This is a genomic window from Sulfuriflexus sp. (genome assembly GCF_032250955.1).
Classification (GTDB): domain Bacteria; phylum Pseudomonadota; class Gammaproteobacteria; order AKS1; family AKS1; genus Sulfuriflexus.
In genome coordinates this window covers 18,416-34,509 of the sequence record NZ_JAVVES010000016.1, presented here as the reverse complement: position 1 = coordinate 34,509, position 16,094 = coordinate 18,416, and the positions used below count along the sequence as shown (strand labels likewise).

10 protein-coding genes are annotated in these 16,094 nt (G+C 55.8%); all 10 read right to left on the bottom strand.

The annotated features are described in order from the left end of the window. Window positions 1–25: 25 nt before the first annotated feature. The 10 genes from RQ738_RS04535 to RQ738_RS04490 all read right to left on the bottom strand — a co-directional run bounded on the left by RQ738_RS04535 (window position 26) and on the right by RQ738_RS04490 (window position 16,090). Window positions 26–3,427, bottom strand: coding sequence for a UvrD-helicase domain-containing protein (locus tag RQ738_RS04535; protein ID WP_314162398.1), 3,402 nt, complete (start codon window positions 3,425–3,427; stop codon window positions 26–28). Then, window positions 3,424–6,363, bottom strand: coding sequence for a PD-(D/E)XK nuclease family protein (locus tag RQ738_RS04530; RefSeq protein ID WP_314162397.1), 2,940 nt, complete (start codon window positions 6,361–6,363; stop codon window positions 3,424–3,426). Before RQ738_RS04530 ends, RQ738_RS04535 begins: the two co-directional genes overlap by 4 nt. Before the next feature lie 30 nt (window positions 6,364–6,393). Next, window positions 6,394–6,717, bottom strand: a complete 324-nt coding sequence (gene fdxA / locus RQ738_RS04525; protein ID WP_314162396.1) for a ferredoxin FdxA — start codon at window positions 6,715–6,717, stop codon at window positions 6,394–6,396. 78 nt (window positions 6,718–6,795) lie between these two features. Then, the gene (locus RQ738_RS04520) at window positions 6,796–7,779 is read right to left on the bottom strand and encodes a diguanylate cyclase (protein WP_314162395.1); all 984 of its coding nucleotides are present in this window, start codon (window positions 7,777–7,779) and stop codon (window positions 6,796–6,798) included. Continuing rightward, window positions 7,776–8,828 (bottom strand): chemotaxis response regulator protein-glutamate methylesterase, encoded by a 1,053-nt coding sequence (locus RQ738_RS04515; RefSeq protein WP_314162394.1) that lies wholly within the window; start codon window positions 8,826–8,828, stop codon window positions 7,776–7,778. The genes RQ738_RS04520 and RQ738_RS04515 overlap by 4 nt, the downstream gene beginning before the upstream one ends. Beyond that, window positions 8,825–11,455, bottom strand: a complete 2,631-nt coding sequence (locus RQ738_RS04510; protein WP_314162393.1) for a hybrid sensor histidine kinase/response regulator — start codon at window positions 11,453–11,455, stop codon at window positions 8,825–8,827. The genes RQ738_RS04515 and RQ738_RS04510 overlap by 4 nt, the downstream gene beginning before the upstream one ends. After that, window positions 11,452–12,138 (bottom strand): chemotaxis protein CheW, encoded by a 687-nt coding sequence (locus tag RQ738_RS04505; RefSeq protein WP_314162392.1) that lies wholly within the window; start codon window positions 12,136–12,138, stop codon window positions 11,452–11,454. Before RQ738_RS04505 ends, RQ738_RS04510 begins: the two co-directional genes overlap by 4 nt. After that, window positions 12,135–13,346 (bottom strand): CheR family methyltransferase, encoded by a 1,212-nt coding sequence (locus RQ738_RS04500; protein WP_314162391.1) that lies wholly within the window; start codon window positions 13,344–13,346, stop codon window positions 12,135–12,137. The genes RQ738_RS04505 and RQ738_RS04500 overlap by 4 nt, the downstream gene beginning before the upstream one ends. Before the next feature lie 12 nt (window positions 13,347–13,358). Beyond that, complete coding sequence (locus tag RQ738_RS04495; protein ID WP_314162390.1) at window positions 13,359–13,817, bottom strand: chemotaxis protein CheW; 459 nt, start codon at window positions 13,815–13,817, stop codon at window positions 13,359–13,361. Between the two features lie 26 nt (window positions 13,818–13,843). Next, on the bottom strand, window positions 13,844–16,090 hold the full coding sequence (locus RQ738_RS04490) for a methyl-accepting chemotaxis protein (protein ID WP_314162389.1): 2,247 nt from the start codon (window positions 16,088–16,090) through the stop codon (window positions 13,844–13,846). Window positions 16,091–16,094 lie beyond the last annotated feature (4 nt).

Sequence of the window (16,094 nt, the reverse complement as noted above, 5' to 3'; positions counted from 1 at the left end):
CGACATCAATACAGCGTCAGTTTAATCAGAACAGCTGAATAAACCGGCTCTCGGCCGTAAACAGGATACCGGCCTCGACCTTCAGGTCTGGCCAGCACTTCTGTACCCCTTGTACATAATAGGCGAGCTGCGGACGATAGTGTTCCGCCAGCTGTTCAGGGTCTTCACCCTCGGCAAGCTGGCCGCTCTTGTAGTCAATAATCAGCAGGCGATCCCCGTAACGCACGAGGCGGTCAATAATGCCGTTGACGATAGCGCCGGGGTTATCGTCAGGCCGGTAAACAACAGGCAGTTCGTTCCACGCCTGCTGGAAACAGTCCGCGGAAAAAAGCGCTGCATGGTTACGGTCTTGCAGCACCCTGTGGGCCTCTTGCCAGCAATTCTCAAAATCGGCCCGGCTAACCTGGCTGCTGAACTCAGCATAAATAGCGGCCGCTTGATGGCCTGCCGCGTCTGCTGCATGACTGCAACGTTCAAGAATGCGATGAATGATGTTGCCGCGCAGAATGGCATGCTCGCGATCATGGAACGACTGGCCGCCGCTGTAATTGATGGCGATAGACTCACTGGGGGCAATGAGGTGATGGAGAACGGGATAATCCGTTTGCTTGTCAAGATGGGTGGCCGGTGTGAACGCTGCAGGACTTTCAGTCGCGACCGAGTCATCAAGCGTCGGCGCGCTGTTCGACTCTATCACGCAACCGCCTTCCTCTTGTAACAGGCCGAGTGTTTCCAGTTGTCGTGAGATCTGGTTATGCCAGCCCTGGTTTTTATTCTTTACCGGTTCCACGCCGGAGATATACAGCAACTGGCGGGCACGGGTGAGGGCCACATACAAGAGGTTGGCGTCTTCACGGGCATCGCGCTGGCGCTGTGAATCCAGCAAGGCCAGGGTGGCTTCATCACGCGACTGGTTGTTCAGCAATAACTGCATGTGTAACGGCCGGTCGGCGCCGCTTGGCCAGTTGATATGGGCGTTATAACTGAAGCGATCATTCGGGACAGTGGCCGTGTCGGCGATAAAGACGATGGGGGCCTCGAGTCCCTTGGCGGAGTGAATGGTCAGGATCTGCAGGCGCTGTCCCTCGGCCTGTGGTTGCGCCGGGTCGGGACCGTCCCTGTCCTGTTTGCGCAGGGCGCTCAGGCGGGCGCGAAATTGTGACAGGCTGGGATAACGACCACTGTCGATTTCCAGTGCCAGCTCCAGGAAGCGTAACAGGTTGGCCGCGATCCGGCCTTGCAGGTGGCTGGGGAAGGCCTGCTTGAAACGGTTGAGGACATCCGCCTCGCTGTAAATCCTGTCCAGCAGGTCATGCACCGGGACCTGGCTGGCCTGTTCGTGCCAGCGCAGCAAGCTGTCACGGGCGAATTGCAGGTGTGCGGAGAAGCGTTCATCGCCATCGGTCAGACAGTCAAACCAGCTCTGCGGTTGGCGCCGGACCTTGTCGGCGAGCAGGGCCAGGTCCTGTTCGCTGCAGGCAAACAGCGGGCAGCGCAAGACCCGCGCCAGCGAGAGGTTGTTATAGGGGGCAATCAGGGTATCGAGCAGGGCCAGCATGTCCTGGATCTCGATACTTTCCAGCAGGGTCCCGGGTTCACTGCCCTGGTAGGGGATGCCGGCAGCCTGCAGGGCCTGTTCATAGCTTGCGATATGGTTGCGGTTACGCAGTAACAGCATGATGTCACCGTAGTGCGCGGGACGCTGTCTGCCATCTTCCTCGATGGGGGTCTGTTGTTCTACCAGGGACCGCATCTTGTCTACTATGATCCGCGCCTCTTCTTCATAAAGACGGTTTACCGGGATCTCGCGAGGTTCGAGCAAAGGATTACGCAATGAGTCCGCAGGCGGGGCCTCTTCGCCTGCAGACTTGTCAGGTTGCCTGAGCAAGGGTAACAGTTCGACACGACCCCAGAGTGTTGCGTGGTGGGTGCTGTGATGATCGAAGTCTGCGAGCCGCTGGTTTAGTTCGCCCTCGGCAAAGATATTATTCACAAACGTCATGATCGCCGGGGCCGAGCGCCATGAGGTAGACAGGGGGATGCTGCCGGCCTGGAGCTGTTCCTGCATCCAGTCACGCGCGTAGGCAAACAGGCTGGCATCCGCACGGCGGAAGCCATAAATGGACTGCTTGGCATCACCGACGATGAACACCGAACGCTGCCGGTCAGTCTCACCGGCGGCGAGTTCTTCCAGGAGCGGCAGCAAGAGTCGCCACTGGGTCGGGTTGGTATCCTGAAACTCATCCACGAGCAGGTGGTCGATACGCTGATCCATCTTGTACTGGATCCAGTGTGCGTGCTCGGCGTCATTTAATAGCTGGCAGGCCTGCCATTCCAGATCCGTAAAATCGAGCAGGCGCTGCTGCTGTTTTATATTCTGGTAGTGCCACAGGTATTGCTGGCCGGCCACATACCAGTCCTGGTTGACGTTGAAGGCAAGGTGGCGCGCGAGCTGGTCATTCAGTGCGGATATCAGCCCGGTCAGTTCCGCATGCAGTGCCAGCAGGCGCTCGGTTCCTTGCTCGCCGAGGCTTTTAATCAAGGCCTTGGATGATTTAAGTGCCCGCGCTGTGCCCTTGTCAGTAAAGAGTTCACTCGTCAGCAGGCTCAGCCAGTCACTGTCAGCAGCGGTGGATTCAAGCAACGCATAGATGCGCTGTTGCCGGTCCCGGTTGGTGCTGGTCTTGTGCTGGCCGAGCAGGGTGGCGTATTCATGAATGGCATGGCGCTGCGCCTCCAGCCAGCGGCTGATGTCCGGTGGTTGCTCCGGGTCGATACCCAGTTGTTCGGCGAGGGCCTGAACAGCCGTTGCCGGTTCGCCGTTGCCGGTGAGTGCCCACCATTCACTGCGGTGTTGCAGGAAACTGTCGAGCGCCTGGCGGGTATTGAAAATACCGCCGCAATAACTGAACAGGCGATCGAGGGCCTGCGCGGCCGGGCTGTCGGGTTCGGCCGTCGCCTCCCTGAATAGCGCGTCCCACGCCTCGGTGGCGAGCAGGCGGGTCTTGTCAACGAGTTCAAAGCCGGCGGGCACATCCGCCTCGAAGGCAAAGCGGCGCAGGATCTGCTGCGAAAAGGCATGGAAGGTCGTGATATTGATGCTGCGCGGCTGATGCAACAGGGTCTCATAGAGTTGCCTGGCGTTCGCCACTTGTTCGGCGCTGGCCTCGAGACCGATTGCGGTCAGGGCCTTTACCAGTTCGGGCTCATCCATGCAGGCGAGTTCATATAGCCGCGACATCAGCCGTTCCTGCATTTCGGCGGCGGCCTTGCGGGTAAAGGTAATGGCCAGGGCGGCGTCCGGTTTGGCGCCGTTCAGTAACAACCGCAACAGGCGCGACACCAGCAGCCAGGTTTTGCCGCTGCCGGCCGAGGCGTGCACACTGGTGCTCTGCAGCGGGTTGCAGGCCTGCAGACTGGTGTTCACGCCGGCACCTCCTGGTCTGCCTGCTGCCAGGCATCCCGCCGACACAGGCCCTGCATATCACAGTAGCGACAGGTCTTCTCATCTCCCCAGGCCGGCATGGCGTGGCCATTGTGCAGGGCCTCGAAAATCTCTGTCAGGCGGTGCGCTTGCTGCACGCGCAGTTCGTCCAGCCACTCGCCATCCAGGCTGACCGCGGACTTGACCTCTTTATCAATGGCCAGGTATTCAACCCGCTGAATAGCCTCACCCAGCAACAAGGCATAGAAGGGCAGTTGCACCGCTTCGCCACTATCAACATCGGCCTGTTTGGGGACGGCGCCGGTCTTGTAATCAATAATGGCATAGTGCTCGCCGGCCACAGCCCGGTCGAGGCGATCCAGTCGGCCCTGCAGCGACTGCTTGCCCAGCTGTGCCTGGCCTTCGTATTCGGCCTCGCTGAAACGCCAGTTATGCTCACGGCTGATTTGCCAGTGGATATACAGCGGGATGGTCTGTTGCCAGCGCCGTAGCCAGCCGCGGTGCTGGAAGTTATCTTCCAGGTCGCGGGCAAACACTGCCCGGGAGATATCATCAAGGTGTTGTACGGCCGCCTGACGGTTGGTCGCATTCACTGCCTGGGCAAACGGTGGCGGGCAGCCCTCTACCTGGCTATGGAAGGCCTGCAGGCAGAGGTGGATGCGCTGGCCATAGTCATTCTTTTCCAGTGCCGTACGGATTTCATCACTGGTCTTCAACTTCAGGCAGCGGGCGGCAAAAAACTGGTAGGGACAGTCGATGATTTGCTGATAGCTACTCGCCGATAATGACGCCGGCAGCAGGTGGGAGGGACAGGTCACCCGCGGCTGGGCCGGGAGCGGCGCGTTGGCTGGCAGCGGCACTGTATGGTTAAAGCCGCTATAACCGGCGGCAAGATACCGCTCGAGTAAGGTGGCCTCCAGCCGATCGTTCCAGGCGAGCTGGTGAAAATTCTGCAGCGCCGCCAGCCATGGGCTGGGGGCGATCGCTTCGCCGTCTTGCTCGCCATGATAGCTCAGGAGTATCTGTGGCGCGGCCTCGAGCAGGCAGCGGAAGCGATAAAACTGCTGACGTTGCCTGACGAGACTGAGCTCCAGGCCGAGCGCCTGTCTTACCGCATCGTTAAAAAAGGCCGACGGTTCATTGCGACCCGGCAGGTGTTCCTGGTCAGCTGCAGCCAGGATCAGGGCATCAAAGCGACAAAGCGCCGTGCTATTCATGTCCAGCAGCTGCACCCGGCTTTGCCGACTTTGCGGGCAAAAGTTATAACGTTCCATTGTCCGCCCCAGCCAGCTACGGAGTTCGCCCCAGTGCATGAGCAGTTGGCGACCGCTGAGGGCATGCGCCATTCCCTCAAGTTCGCTGAGGATACGTTGGCCGGCGGCGTCCTCGGCGAAGGCTTCCAGCAGGCCGAGTCGTTGCAGGCTCTCTTGCAAGGCATGAATAAAGGTCAGCGGCTGCAGATTTTTCTTGCCCATGAGGGCGAGCAGGGGCGAGGCGGCATGTTCGAGCTGGTCAAACAGCGTGTGTAACGAGCGGCTCATCTCCCGGGTCCATATCTCCGGCAGGCGTGCGTGCCGGGCATCGAGCTGACGGCGGTAACGCCATAGCCCGCTGGCGATATTTTCATGCAGGACGATATCCTGTTCAAAGCGATAAACGGTTTTTAAATGTTTTTCACGCTGCTCTTCATCAATGAGGAGGGTGGACTTCAGCAGGTCGAGCAGTGGCAGGTGATCAAAGTCCTGTTCGATGCATTCCAGCCAGCGTTCCAGCACGGCGGCGGCGCTGGTGGTGGAGAGTGCCCAGCCAGACTGATCCTGTATCTGGATGCCGGCGCGTTCGAACAGCGCCCGCAGTCGTCTCGCCAGGCGGCGATCCTGCGTGACAATGCCGATCTGGCCGGTATTCTCTGCCAACCACAAGCGGCTCTGCAGCTCGATACCGAGGGCCTGTTGCTCCTGGCTGCTGGCCGCAAGGATCTGCAGGCGACCCTGCACGGGGCTTTGTTTCACCTGCGCGGCATAATGCTGCGCCCGCATGGTAATGGGCTCACCGCCCTGGGCATAGACAGTATTCAGGGCCTCGCTGTAGCCATCGGCCTGCCCCTGGCTGCTGACGGGGATATCCGGCAAGGCGGCGAGCAGCGAGCTGATAACCGCATCCGGATGGTAATCAGTCTCCGCCATACCCGTTTGCCCCTGCAGGTACAGACTGGCCCTGCCCGACTTGGCCGCCCGGCCAAACCAGGCCGCCTCGGCAGGGATAAGCCGCTCATAGCCGAGCAGGTAACAGTGCTCGATATCGTCAGGCAGGTGCAGGTTCGCCAGGCGCTGGCCATAATCGTCGTGCGGGTCGAGGAAGCCTTCGGCAGCCAGTTGTTCACGCCAGGCCCGCCACAGGGTATAGACAAGTTCTGCCTCGTGATTGAGCAGGGGAGCCAGTTGTCGGCACGCATCAGGGGTAAAGCCATAGGCCTGTTCGAGTGCGCCGGTGAAGGCGTCATAATCGTCGGGCAGGTGACATTGTTGCCGGTTCAGTTCATCGAACAGCTGGAGCAGGTTTTCCGCCAGCAGCCACGGGTTGCTTTTGCCATAGAGCGGCTTGTGTTCCCGCAGAGCCTCGACGAGGAGCAGTTCGCGTGCGTGCAGGTTGATACACAGGGCATCACCGGGACTGTGCTGCTGCACAAATGCGTGCAAGCTCATCTGCCGGGGGCCCAACACTGCGCCGGTGGGGGAGTTTGCGATCAGCAAGCGGTTAAGCCGGTGGCGGGCATCACCCTCGGGCATGAGGATCATTACCCGGCTCAGGTCCGGCCAATGCGCCTTGTACTGTGAGCAGAGACGCGCGCAGAGGTGCTGTAAGGGGTCAACGTTGTAGGGCAGCAGGGTGATGCCGACGATAGGTTGATCTGGCACGTGTTACCGCCTTACGGAGAGTGCGCGTGATTAACGCTCAAGGTATTGGAGCTTGTCGGGGACGTCCTTCCACTCATCGGCATCATCAGGGGGCGGTTTGACCGTATCGATAACCGGCCATTCCCTGGCCAGTTCGGCGTTGAGGGCGATGAACTGCTGTTGATCATCCGGCACGTCATCTTCGGCAACAATAGCCGCAATCGGGCATTCCGGCTCGCACAGGGTGCAGTCAATGCATTCCTCGGGGTCAATCACAAGGAAGTTCGGCCCCTCATGGAAACAATCCACCGGGCAAACATCGACGCAGTCGGTATATTTGCACTTGATACAATTTTCAGTAACGACGAAGGTCATGGCATCAGTATTGTTGTTGGGAAAGGATTAACCCGATTCTACCGTGGAAAACGGCTGTGAGCGAGCCCGGAATAACCCTTAAGCAACCTGATAGCGATTGCGCCCACTTTCCTTGGCCTCATAGAGACCCTTGTCGGCCTGTTCAATCAGATCATCGAGGGCGGGCATGCCGGCAAAATCGGCCTGGGCGACGCCGAGGCTGATAGTGACATGTTCCGAGGTATCCGAGGCACTGTGGGCACGCTGCAGGGCGGCGATGTTCTTGCGCAGGTTTTCGGCCACCACGCAGGCACCCTCGACCTTGGTCTCCGGGAGGATGACAACAAATTCCTCCCCCCCGTAACGGGCCACCAGGTCACCCGGGCGCACGATGCTTTCTTTCAGCGACTGGGCGACCTGTTGCAGGCACTCATCGCCCGCGAGGTGGCCATAGGTATCGTTATAGGGTTTGAAGTGGTCAATGTCGATGAGGATGAGTGACAGGGGCAGATTCGCCCGTTGCGCACGACGCCACTCCTTTTCCAGTTGTTCATCAAAGTGACGGCGGTTGGCCAGCCCGGTGAGGCCATCAAGGGCGGAAATCCGTTGTAATTCGCGATTGCTCTCCTCCAGCTGTTTCTGCATTTCACGCAGGGCATGGAAGGCCGCATCACGCTCCAGTTGGGTCAGGTAACTGCGTGAATGGGCGCGGATACGGGCCAGCAGTTCGATTTTATCTGGTAACTTGACGAGATAGTCATTGGCACCGTTGGTGAAGGCGTCACTCTTGATCTGGGGGTCATCTTTACTCGACAGCACAATGATCGGGATGTTGCGAGTATCCAGGTTGGCGCGATAAAAGCGCACCAGGGTCATGCCATCGATATCCGGCATCACCAGGTCCTGGAGGATGACGGTGGCGTCAATCTCGGCGGCCATTTTGATTGCCCGATTGGGGTCATCGCAGTAGTGGAAAATGATGTCGCTTTCATCTTCCAGCATGCGGCGTATGCCTTCCGCAATAATGGGCTGGTCATCGACGAGCAGGACAATACACTTGTTGGTGCTCATTTCAGATGTCATGCCTGATCTGCCTTGTTGCTTTTCTTATGTTCGAGTAAATCCATGACAGACTGAACAATATCACCTGGCGCGAGAGACTGCATGGAACTGCCCATCTCATCGGCCGCCTTGGGCATGCCGTAAACGGCACAGGTATCCTCGTTCTGGGTGATAGTATAGCCGCCTTTTTGCCGGATTTGCATCAGGCCGGCGGCACCGTCGCGACCCATGCCAGTGAGCAGGCAGGCAATAATATAACTGTCCCAGTGTTTTGCCAGGCTCTCGAAGAAGACATTCACTGAGGGTTTATAATGACTTTCTGTGGCCGACTCGGCATAAGTCAGTTGTTTGTTCGGTTGCATAACCAGGTGTTCGTTGGTACCGGCAATCAGTACCGTGCCTGCCTCGGGTGTATCACCGTCCCTGGCAATGCGGACAGAAAGCGGACACTGCTTATCAAGCCATTCGGCAAAATTGCGCGCAAAATACTGGTCGACATGCTGGATAATGACTACCGGAACAGGAAAGTCCACCGGCAGTTGCCCGAGGATAGTGGCCAGCACAGCCGGTCCGCCGGTTGATGCGCCGATGGCAAGAATCGGCGTACTGCTGGAAATCGGTTCGGGGGTGGCTTCCTCGGCGCGCATACTGCGATTAGTCCTGCTACCCGGGGCGATCAGGTTCTGGATCGTGGCAATCTTCTGCAGGAGAAGCTGGCTATCATGATCGGTATTGTAATCGCCGAGGACGGGGGTCTTGACCGCGTCAATGGCACCTGCCCCCATGGCCTCGAATACCATTGAGGCATTGGTGGTAACCGACACCGTCGCAATGAGTATCGCGCAGGGGCACTGGTTCATGATTAGCCTGGTCGCTTCAACCCCGTTCATAACCGGCATGACCAGATCCATGAGGATGATATCAGGCGTGTCATTAAGACACTTTTCCACTGCCTCGGCACCGTCTTTCGCCAGCCAGACAATTTTATGCGGGGACTGCTTTTCCAGTATTCTGGAAAGAACAAGTAAATTGCCTTCATTATCATTGACAATTGCTATACGCATACTCATGGTTCACCTATCAGGTCAATAACCGCCTCTATGAGGCTGTCATCGTGGAAGCTTCCTTTCGTTAAATAATAGTCTGCACCTGCCTGCAGTCCTGCATCACGGTCTTCCTGGCGATCTTTATAGGAAACGATCATGACGGGTAAAGACTTATATATGGAATTGTTTTTCAGCATCGTGACAAATTCAATGCCATTCATGCGTGGCATGTCGACGTCGCTGATGACAAGATTGTAATCGCCGCTCTGCACTGTATTCCAGCCATCCATACCGTCTACCGCAACATCGACATTGTAGCCACGCGATTCAAGCAGTTTCCGTTCAACTTCGCGCACCGTAATGGAATCATCAACGACCAGGATGGTTTTCTTTGCCAGTGGTGTATGGCTTCCGCTTGCGTGTTCAATGGTGTTTAATCGTTCTCCGGATATGAGAAGTTCGATAGAACGGATAATGTCATCGACATCAATAATGAGTGCCGGAGAACCATTTTCGAGAAGTGTCGCTGCACTGATGTCGCGTATTTTGCCAAGGCGCGAGTCCAGGATATGTACTGCCAGGTCACGTTCGCCGAGAAACCTGTCGACGACCAGACCATAACGTGTTTGCCGGTCACCGAGCACCACAATCGGGAAGTCGCTGAAGCTGGAGACACTCTTGCTTTCCAGAACCTGGGCAGCATCAACGAGGCCAATGTGCTTGCCGTTGAGAGTGAAAAACTGCTTGCCGTCGATGTTTTCAACTTCACCCCTGGTCAGGGTATGGATGGAACTGATTCGTGCCAGTGGAATGGCATATGGCTGGCCGCCTATCTCGAGCAACAGGCTGCGAATGACAGAAAGCGTGAGCGGTAACATGAGCTGGATGCGCATGCCGTGACCGAAAACAGACGAGGTACGGATCTGGCCGCGCATTTCCTGAATCGTATTGTGCACGACATCGAGACCGACGCCGCGACCGGAAATCTCGGTGACTGCCGAACGGGTAGAGAAGCCCGGTAAATAGAGAAAGTCCAGTAATTCATGGTCATTAAGGTTGGCAGCCATTTCGGCGGAAACCAGCTGGCGGTCGACGATACGCTGCCGGAGGGAATCAATATTTACCCCCTGGCCGTCATCTGTAATGGTGATGGCAAGCATGCCCATATTGTGGGCAGCAGTAATGTTGATCTTCGCACTCGCCGGTTTACCTTGCCGGGTGCGTTCTTCGACACTCTCAATGCCGTGGTCGACTGCGTTGCGAAGGATATGGTTAAGTGGCGCCTCAATGCGGGTGAGGATCTCCCGGTCAACCTGGGTGTTGCCGCCGTCAATCGAAAGCTCGACACGTTTGCCGAGGTCGCGGGCCAAATCCCTGAGCATCCTGTCGAAACCGCGCGTGCAATCAGCGAAGGGGCGCATGCGGGTCTGCAGGACTTCATGGTTCAGGCGTTCCGAGAGGCCGGTAACACGGCGGTCAAAGTCCTCCAGCTCTGTCAGCCTGGAAGCGAGATAGGCACGGGAGTCATTGCTGCGGCGCTGGATCTCGCTGAATATCTCGTTGATATGTTCAGGCACGTTCGCCTCGTCGAGATAGTTACGCAGGTTATCGAGGGCACCGATTAACTCGGTTTGCCTGCGCCGGTAAACCAGCATGGCATCGGCGTGCGAACGTACCCAGCGCGCCTCGACAACATTTTCACTGGCCAGACCGACAAGCCTGTTCATGCGGCGTGTGCTGATCCGTATAGACGTGTCCTGTAAATCCGCAACAGGGACAGATAAAGCAGGTTCTTCTGGCTTTGATACAGATGCAGGCACGTCTGACGACTCAGTCACTGTGTCGGGCTCAAGGCGCATCCTTGCGAGTAAGTCGGTGACGTTCGAAAGATCGTGGCTGGCGTCACCTGCGGCCCAGTCAATCAGGGTTTGCAGCAGTTCCTGGAAGGTAGCGAAGGCCTCCGCGCTAATGGCTGTATTGCTCTCGATATAGGCAAGCAGCTGCTCATCTATCAGCGTGCCGAACCTGGCGAGGGTATCCTGTCCGGCCAGTTTTGCACCGCCGATAAACATGTGCACGTCGCGCTGTATGGCAGCCAATTCATCATTGGACGGGACTGCTCCCTCAAGACCGACAATCGTGGCGTCGATCTTCGCAGACAAAGACAGGGCATCCGTCCTGAACATTTCCAGCATGTCATTGTCCGGCGCGCTGTTGTCGTGGGGGACATCAGCCGGTGGCGCTGACATGCCACCTGATACGATAGCACTGATGGAATCCATGAGAGAGGTGACAACCTCATCATTGAGGGTCTCGGTGCGACCCTCGGAAATATCCGTGATCATATCAACAGCCTTTAAAAGAATGTCGATATGAGCCTCCTCGATTTTTATCTCGCCGTCCTGCGCGGCGACAAAACAATCCTCAACTGTATGTGCAAGCTCCACCACCCTGTCGAAGCCGACCATGCGTGCCGCACCCTTGATAGAGTGTGCGGCACGCATCATGGCTTCCGCGGCCACTGGAACATCGTTGTTGCGCTCCAGGTTTAACAGGTTTTCTGTTATTGCGCGGGTATTGGTTTCGACTTCCTGTCGGTACAAGTCAAGCATGACAGGGTCGGTGGCCGGATTGTATTTATCGTTACTCATCTCAGGTTGTTTGCAATCTCGGCGGTTAACGCTGTTTCATCAATGCAACCGACATTGTGGTCCTGCCATTTGATAATGCCCTTGATGAAATTCAGATTCTTTTTCTTGACGGTATCCGGCGCCATGTTTAACTCATCAGCATGATGACGTGTAATCCCATGCACTTCGCTAACCGGGAATACAATGTAACCGCTGCCTTCGCGCATCATGATAAGCCTCTGTATGGAACGATCAGCCTTCAGCCAGTCTTCATCCGGTCGGTCCACGCCGATCAGGAAACCGAGTGACATGCAGATAACAAGCTTGCCGCGTATATTGACGATGCCACGAAGTTTGGGATTATGGTTATGCGGCAGATCGAAAATGTCCCGCATAAGGGTGATCTCGCCAATCATGGATACAGGCAGTGACAACCATTCCGCACCAAGCCTGAAAACAACCACCGATTCCAGATTTTTTTCCTGGATGACCTTCTCGCGCGCCAGTACATTAGTCCATTCCTGTGCATAATCCTCTGGTGCCGCCCTGTCCAGAAGTGAACGCCCGGCCATTGCGTATGTCGGGCAATTATAGCAATGGATGACCTCATCCAGCTTGTCGCAACGAACTTCGCCACGACGCCAGACACCTATGCTGTTCCAGCAGTCATCGAACGCAGGTGTGTTTGTATGTGTTTCACTCATGATAGTCTGTTTCTGTTCTGGACACGTTCGGCCCGGTTGCGCAGACGCTCGGAGTCGTCACTGTCGCCGCGCTGTTCGGCCATCAGCGACAGGTGAATGAGCGCCTCAATATTGTTCGGGTCCAGGTACAGGGCCTTTTTCAAATAGTCGTCAGCCTTGCTGGTATCAGCACTGATATCATAGAGCAAGCCGAGTAAATAATGCGCGCGACTGGAAAACCTGTCATGTTGCACACAGGCGAGGCCCAGCTCTATAGCCTCTTCAACACGCCCTTCGTTGGCAAGGGCGAAAGCCTTTTCCAGTGGGCTATCGAGACCAGACTCCGGTAGTTCAGCGGGCACCTGTTTATCGGCAAGTGCGGCATTTTTATTGCTGATTGGACCTGCCTTGTCAGACGCGCGTGGTATCGCAGGTGTTTTAGAAGCCTTACGGTTTATATAGGGGCCGAGGTTACTGGCTGTTTCAAAAAGCCCCGCGGACCGCTGGCTGGTTTCAGCATGACCGAGTATCAGGATGCCGTCATTCTTCAGCAGGCGGGCAAGCACCGAGAACACCCGTGCCTGGGTCGGGCCATCAAAATATATCAGCAGGTTTCTGCAGAAGATGACGTCATAGATATCATATCCGGGCAGGAAATCAGCATCAAGCAGGTTTGCATGATGAAAATTGACCTGTGCCTTGACCGCATCAGAGAGCATGAATTTGTCTTCGTACCTGGTAAAGTGTCGATCTACAAAGGATAAATCCTCCGCCCGGAATGAATGCTTTCCATACGAGCCGAGTTTCGCCTTCTGAATCAGTTTCTCGCTGATATCGACGGCGTCGATTCTATATGTCCCAACCTCAAAGCCGTTATCCGCCAGCAGCATGGCGATAGAGTAGGGCTCTTCGCCGGTGGAGCAGGGTATGCTAAGAATTCTCAGTTGCGATTTATATACGGCAGACTGTCTTGTGCGCAAATATTCAAGCAGCTTCTTATAGGCAATCGCATCGCGAAAGAACCATGTTTCCGGGATAATGACGGCCTCGATGAGCTTCTGCATTTCGCCGGGGTCGTTATCGAGGTTTACCAGGTATTGCGCACAATCATCCAGCTGCAGGGCGCGCATACGTCTGTCTATCGCACTTGAAATAGTAATCATGCCGACAGTGGGGGTATGTAGTCCCATGGCATTTTTCAGTCTGTTGGCGATTAATTGTTTCGGCATGATATCGGGCTCTTATTCTCCGCCGAATGGTGACGCAGTAGAAAAAAGTGCTCCTTCAAGACTTTCGGATAGCAGGTTTTCGATATTGATTAACTGCAAAAGGCTATCGTCATGCTCGGCAACCTTACCCAGAAAGTCATAGTCACTGACCTTGATGCCGATATCGTTAAATTCGCTGTCATTAATGTGCAGGGTCTCTGTCACTCGCTCTGCCAGCAGGCCGAGTATGTGTTTTTCCTTATATCGAAGCAGGATGATTCTGCTGGTGAGTGATTTTTTCACAACATCACTATTGCACAGGGCATTGATGTCAATAACGGGCACAGCCTGCCCGTGATAATTAAGCATGCCTGCCACTACCTTGCCGGCACCGGGTATTATTTTCAGCAGGACCATGGGGATAATCTCGATAACATTGACAGTTTCGATTACATAACGCTCGTTGCTGATATTGAAACTGAGTAATAGCATTGCCAATATTTCCCGGGCCTGGAATATTATCCGACCTTGAACTTCGACACGCCTTTCTGCAGGTCATGCGCGGCGTTCTTGAGTGTGTTGATAGAGGCTGAGGACTGGCGCAGGGACTCGACGGTCTGTTGCGCGGCCTCGTTAAGCTGGACCATGCCCTCGGAGATTTGCTGGGCACCGAGGCTCTGGCTCTGCATGCCTTCATTGACGGTTTCAAAGCGCGGTGTCAGGGTCTGCACATCGTCAATGATGCGTGCCAGCTGGCCACTGATCTGCTGTACATCCTGCACGCCGCGGGTCACCTCTTCAGAGAACTTGTCCATACCCATGACCCCGGCACTCACGGCCGACTGCATCTCCTTGACCATCTGCTCGATGTCCCAGGTGGCGACAGCCGTCTGGTCGGCAAGTCGGCGGATCTCGGTAGCGACAACGGAGAAGCCCAGTCCGTACTCGCCGGCCTTTTCCGCCTCGATGGCGGCGTTCAGCGAGAGCAGGTTGGTCTGGTCGGCGACCTTGGTGATGGTGGTGACCACGGTATTGATATTGGCGGCCTTCTCACTGAGCACAGCGAGCTTCGAGGTAATCGAGGCGGTGGCCTCGCTCATCAGGCGCATGGTGGACTCCATGCTGGTGAGGGCCTGCTGACCGTCGGTGGCGGAGTGCGCGGTCTGGTCAGCAACGCCGGCGACCTCGCGCATGGTCGAGGCCAGCTCCCGCGAGGTCGCCGAGATCTCGGTGGCGGTGGCCATGATTTGCTGCGTGGCGGCGGCCTGTTCGGTGACCGTGGCCTGCTGCTGGTTGGCGGTGGCCGCGATCTCGGTGGCGGAACTGGTGACCTGGATGCCGGCCTGCTGCACCTGTGACACCAGCTGGTTGAGACTGTTGATCATTGCCTGGACGCCATGGGCCAGTTCATCAGTGGTCTCTGTGCCCGTAAAGTTGGCAAGATCCGTGCTCAGATCCCCTGCCGCGGCCTTGTTAACGTTATCAAGGATCATGTCGACGTGTGTCTGCAGTTGTTCAGTATAGTCCTGCTGATGTTGAATGGCGTCAGCGAGCGTCTTTGACATCACCTCAAAGGTATTCTTCATATTGCTGATTTCGTCACCACCCTTGTCAGGGCTAATAGGACTGGATTCACCAGAGAGGGAAGAAACGGCGTTATTAATCGTCGTGATCCCGGCGTCCACCGCTTCGCTCATTGGCCGGATAATACCGGTGGCGAGCAGCTTGGCCAGCACGAGCACGGCGATAATGCCGATCAGCAGCATGCCGGTAATTCGCAGGCTGATGGTGGTGGCCTCATTACTGAGCTGTTCTCCGTGGATTCTGGTGGTATCTACAAGTTCGTTGACAAGGGCATCGATTTCGTTATTCAGGTTTACAATATGCGCGCGTGCCCGGGTTCTGAAAATATCCGCATCCTGGCGCCATGCGTCACTGCCGTGGATGGCCGCAATATGAGCGATTTCCGGTATGAATTTCTTATATTGTTGATTGAGTACCTCGAGAGCCTCTTCCTGCTCGAAGGTGAATTTATTCGCATATTCTTCAGATAAGGCATCAAGGTCCTTGATGAATACGGCAAGCTGATCGTTTATGGATTCATGATTAGTTATTGTGCGAAAGCCAAGAAAGGCACGCAGTTCACTCATCATTCGCGCCCAGGTATAACGCATCCGGTTTGTGTAAGAGATGATCCCGGCACGTGCCTGTTTACCGTATTCCTCATTTTCAGAATCTATGATCTGTTGTAGTTTTTGTAAAACAGTCTGGCTGACAGGGTTGACATATTGATCGGAATAATTGACCGCCGGAAAATTCTTTAACTGGCTGGAAGAGACAGCGATCATGGTCGCCTGGACTTCAGCAAGTTGTTCGAGAAAATCCTCTATCCGCGTTATGCGCAAGGCAATGCTTTTGTCGGCCTGTAGAGAATCATTTGCTTTTAATGACTGGACAAGACGGCTGACATCAGCGATTTGTGTTTCGTACTGAAGTCTGTCGACATCTTCCTTGCTCAATAAAAAGAACCCCAGGCTACTCAGGGAATCTTTCACTTTCTCCGAGAGTTTGAGGGCGGTTATCATTGCCGGCTGATGCTTCTCGAGCACATTTCGTGTCGAGGTTGAGACCGAAGTCAGGCCAACAAGGGTTTGTATCAGCACAATGCTCAATATCAGCACTACCACGCCAAAGCCCATGTACATCTTCTTCTTCACCGGCAAGTAGTGAAGTGTGCGGAATAAAGTCGTGATTTTTTTGCCCATAATC

Coding starts and splice junctions, on each gene's coding strand:
- RQ738_RS04495 (WP_314162390.1), bottom strand. CDS start 13,817: ATGCTATTACTCAGTTTCAATATCAGCAACGAGCGTTATGTAATCGAA.
- RQ738_RS04505 (WP_314162392.1), bottom strand. CDS start 12,138: ATGAGTGAAACACATACAAACACACCTGCGTTCGATGACTGCTGGAAC.
- RQ738_RS04500 (WP_314162391.1), bottom strand. CDS start 13,346: ATGCCGAAACAATTAATCGCCAACAGACTGAAAAATGCCATGGGACTA.
- RQ738_RS04515 (WP_314162394.1), bottom strand. CDS start 8,828: ATGAGTATGCGTATAGCAATTGTCAATGATAATGAAGGCAATTTACTT.
- RQ738_RS04490 (WP_314162389.1), bottom strand. CDS start 16,090: ATGGGCAAAAAAATCACGACTTTATTCCGCACACTTCACTACTTGCCG.
- RQ738_RS04520 (WP_314162395.1), bottom strand. CDS start 7,779: ATGACATCTGAAATGAGCACCAACAAGTGTATTGTCCTGCTCGTCGAT.
- RQ738_RS04510 (WP_314162393.1), bottom strand. CDS start 11,455: ATGAGTAACGATAAATACAATCCGGCCACCGACCCTGTCATGCTTGAC.
- fdxA (WP_314162396.1), bottom strand. CDS start 6,717: ATGACCTTCGTCGTTACTGAAAATTGTATCAAGTGCAAATATACCGAC.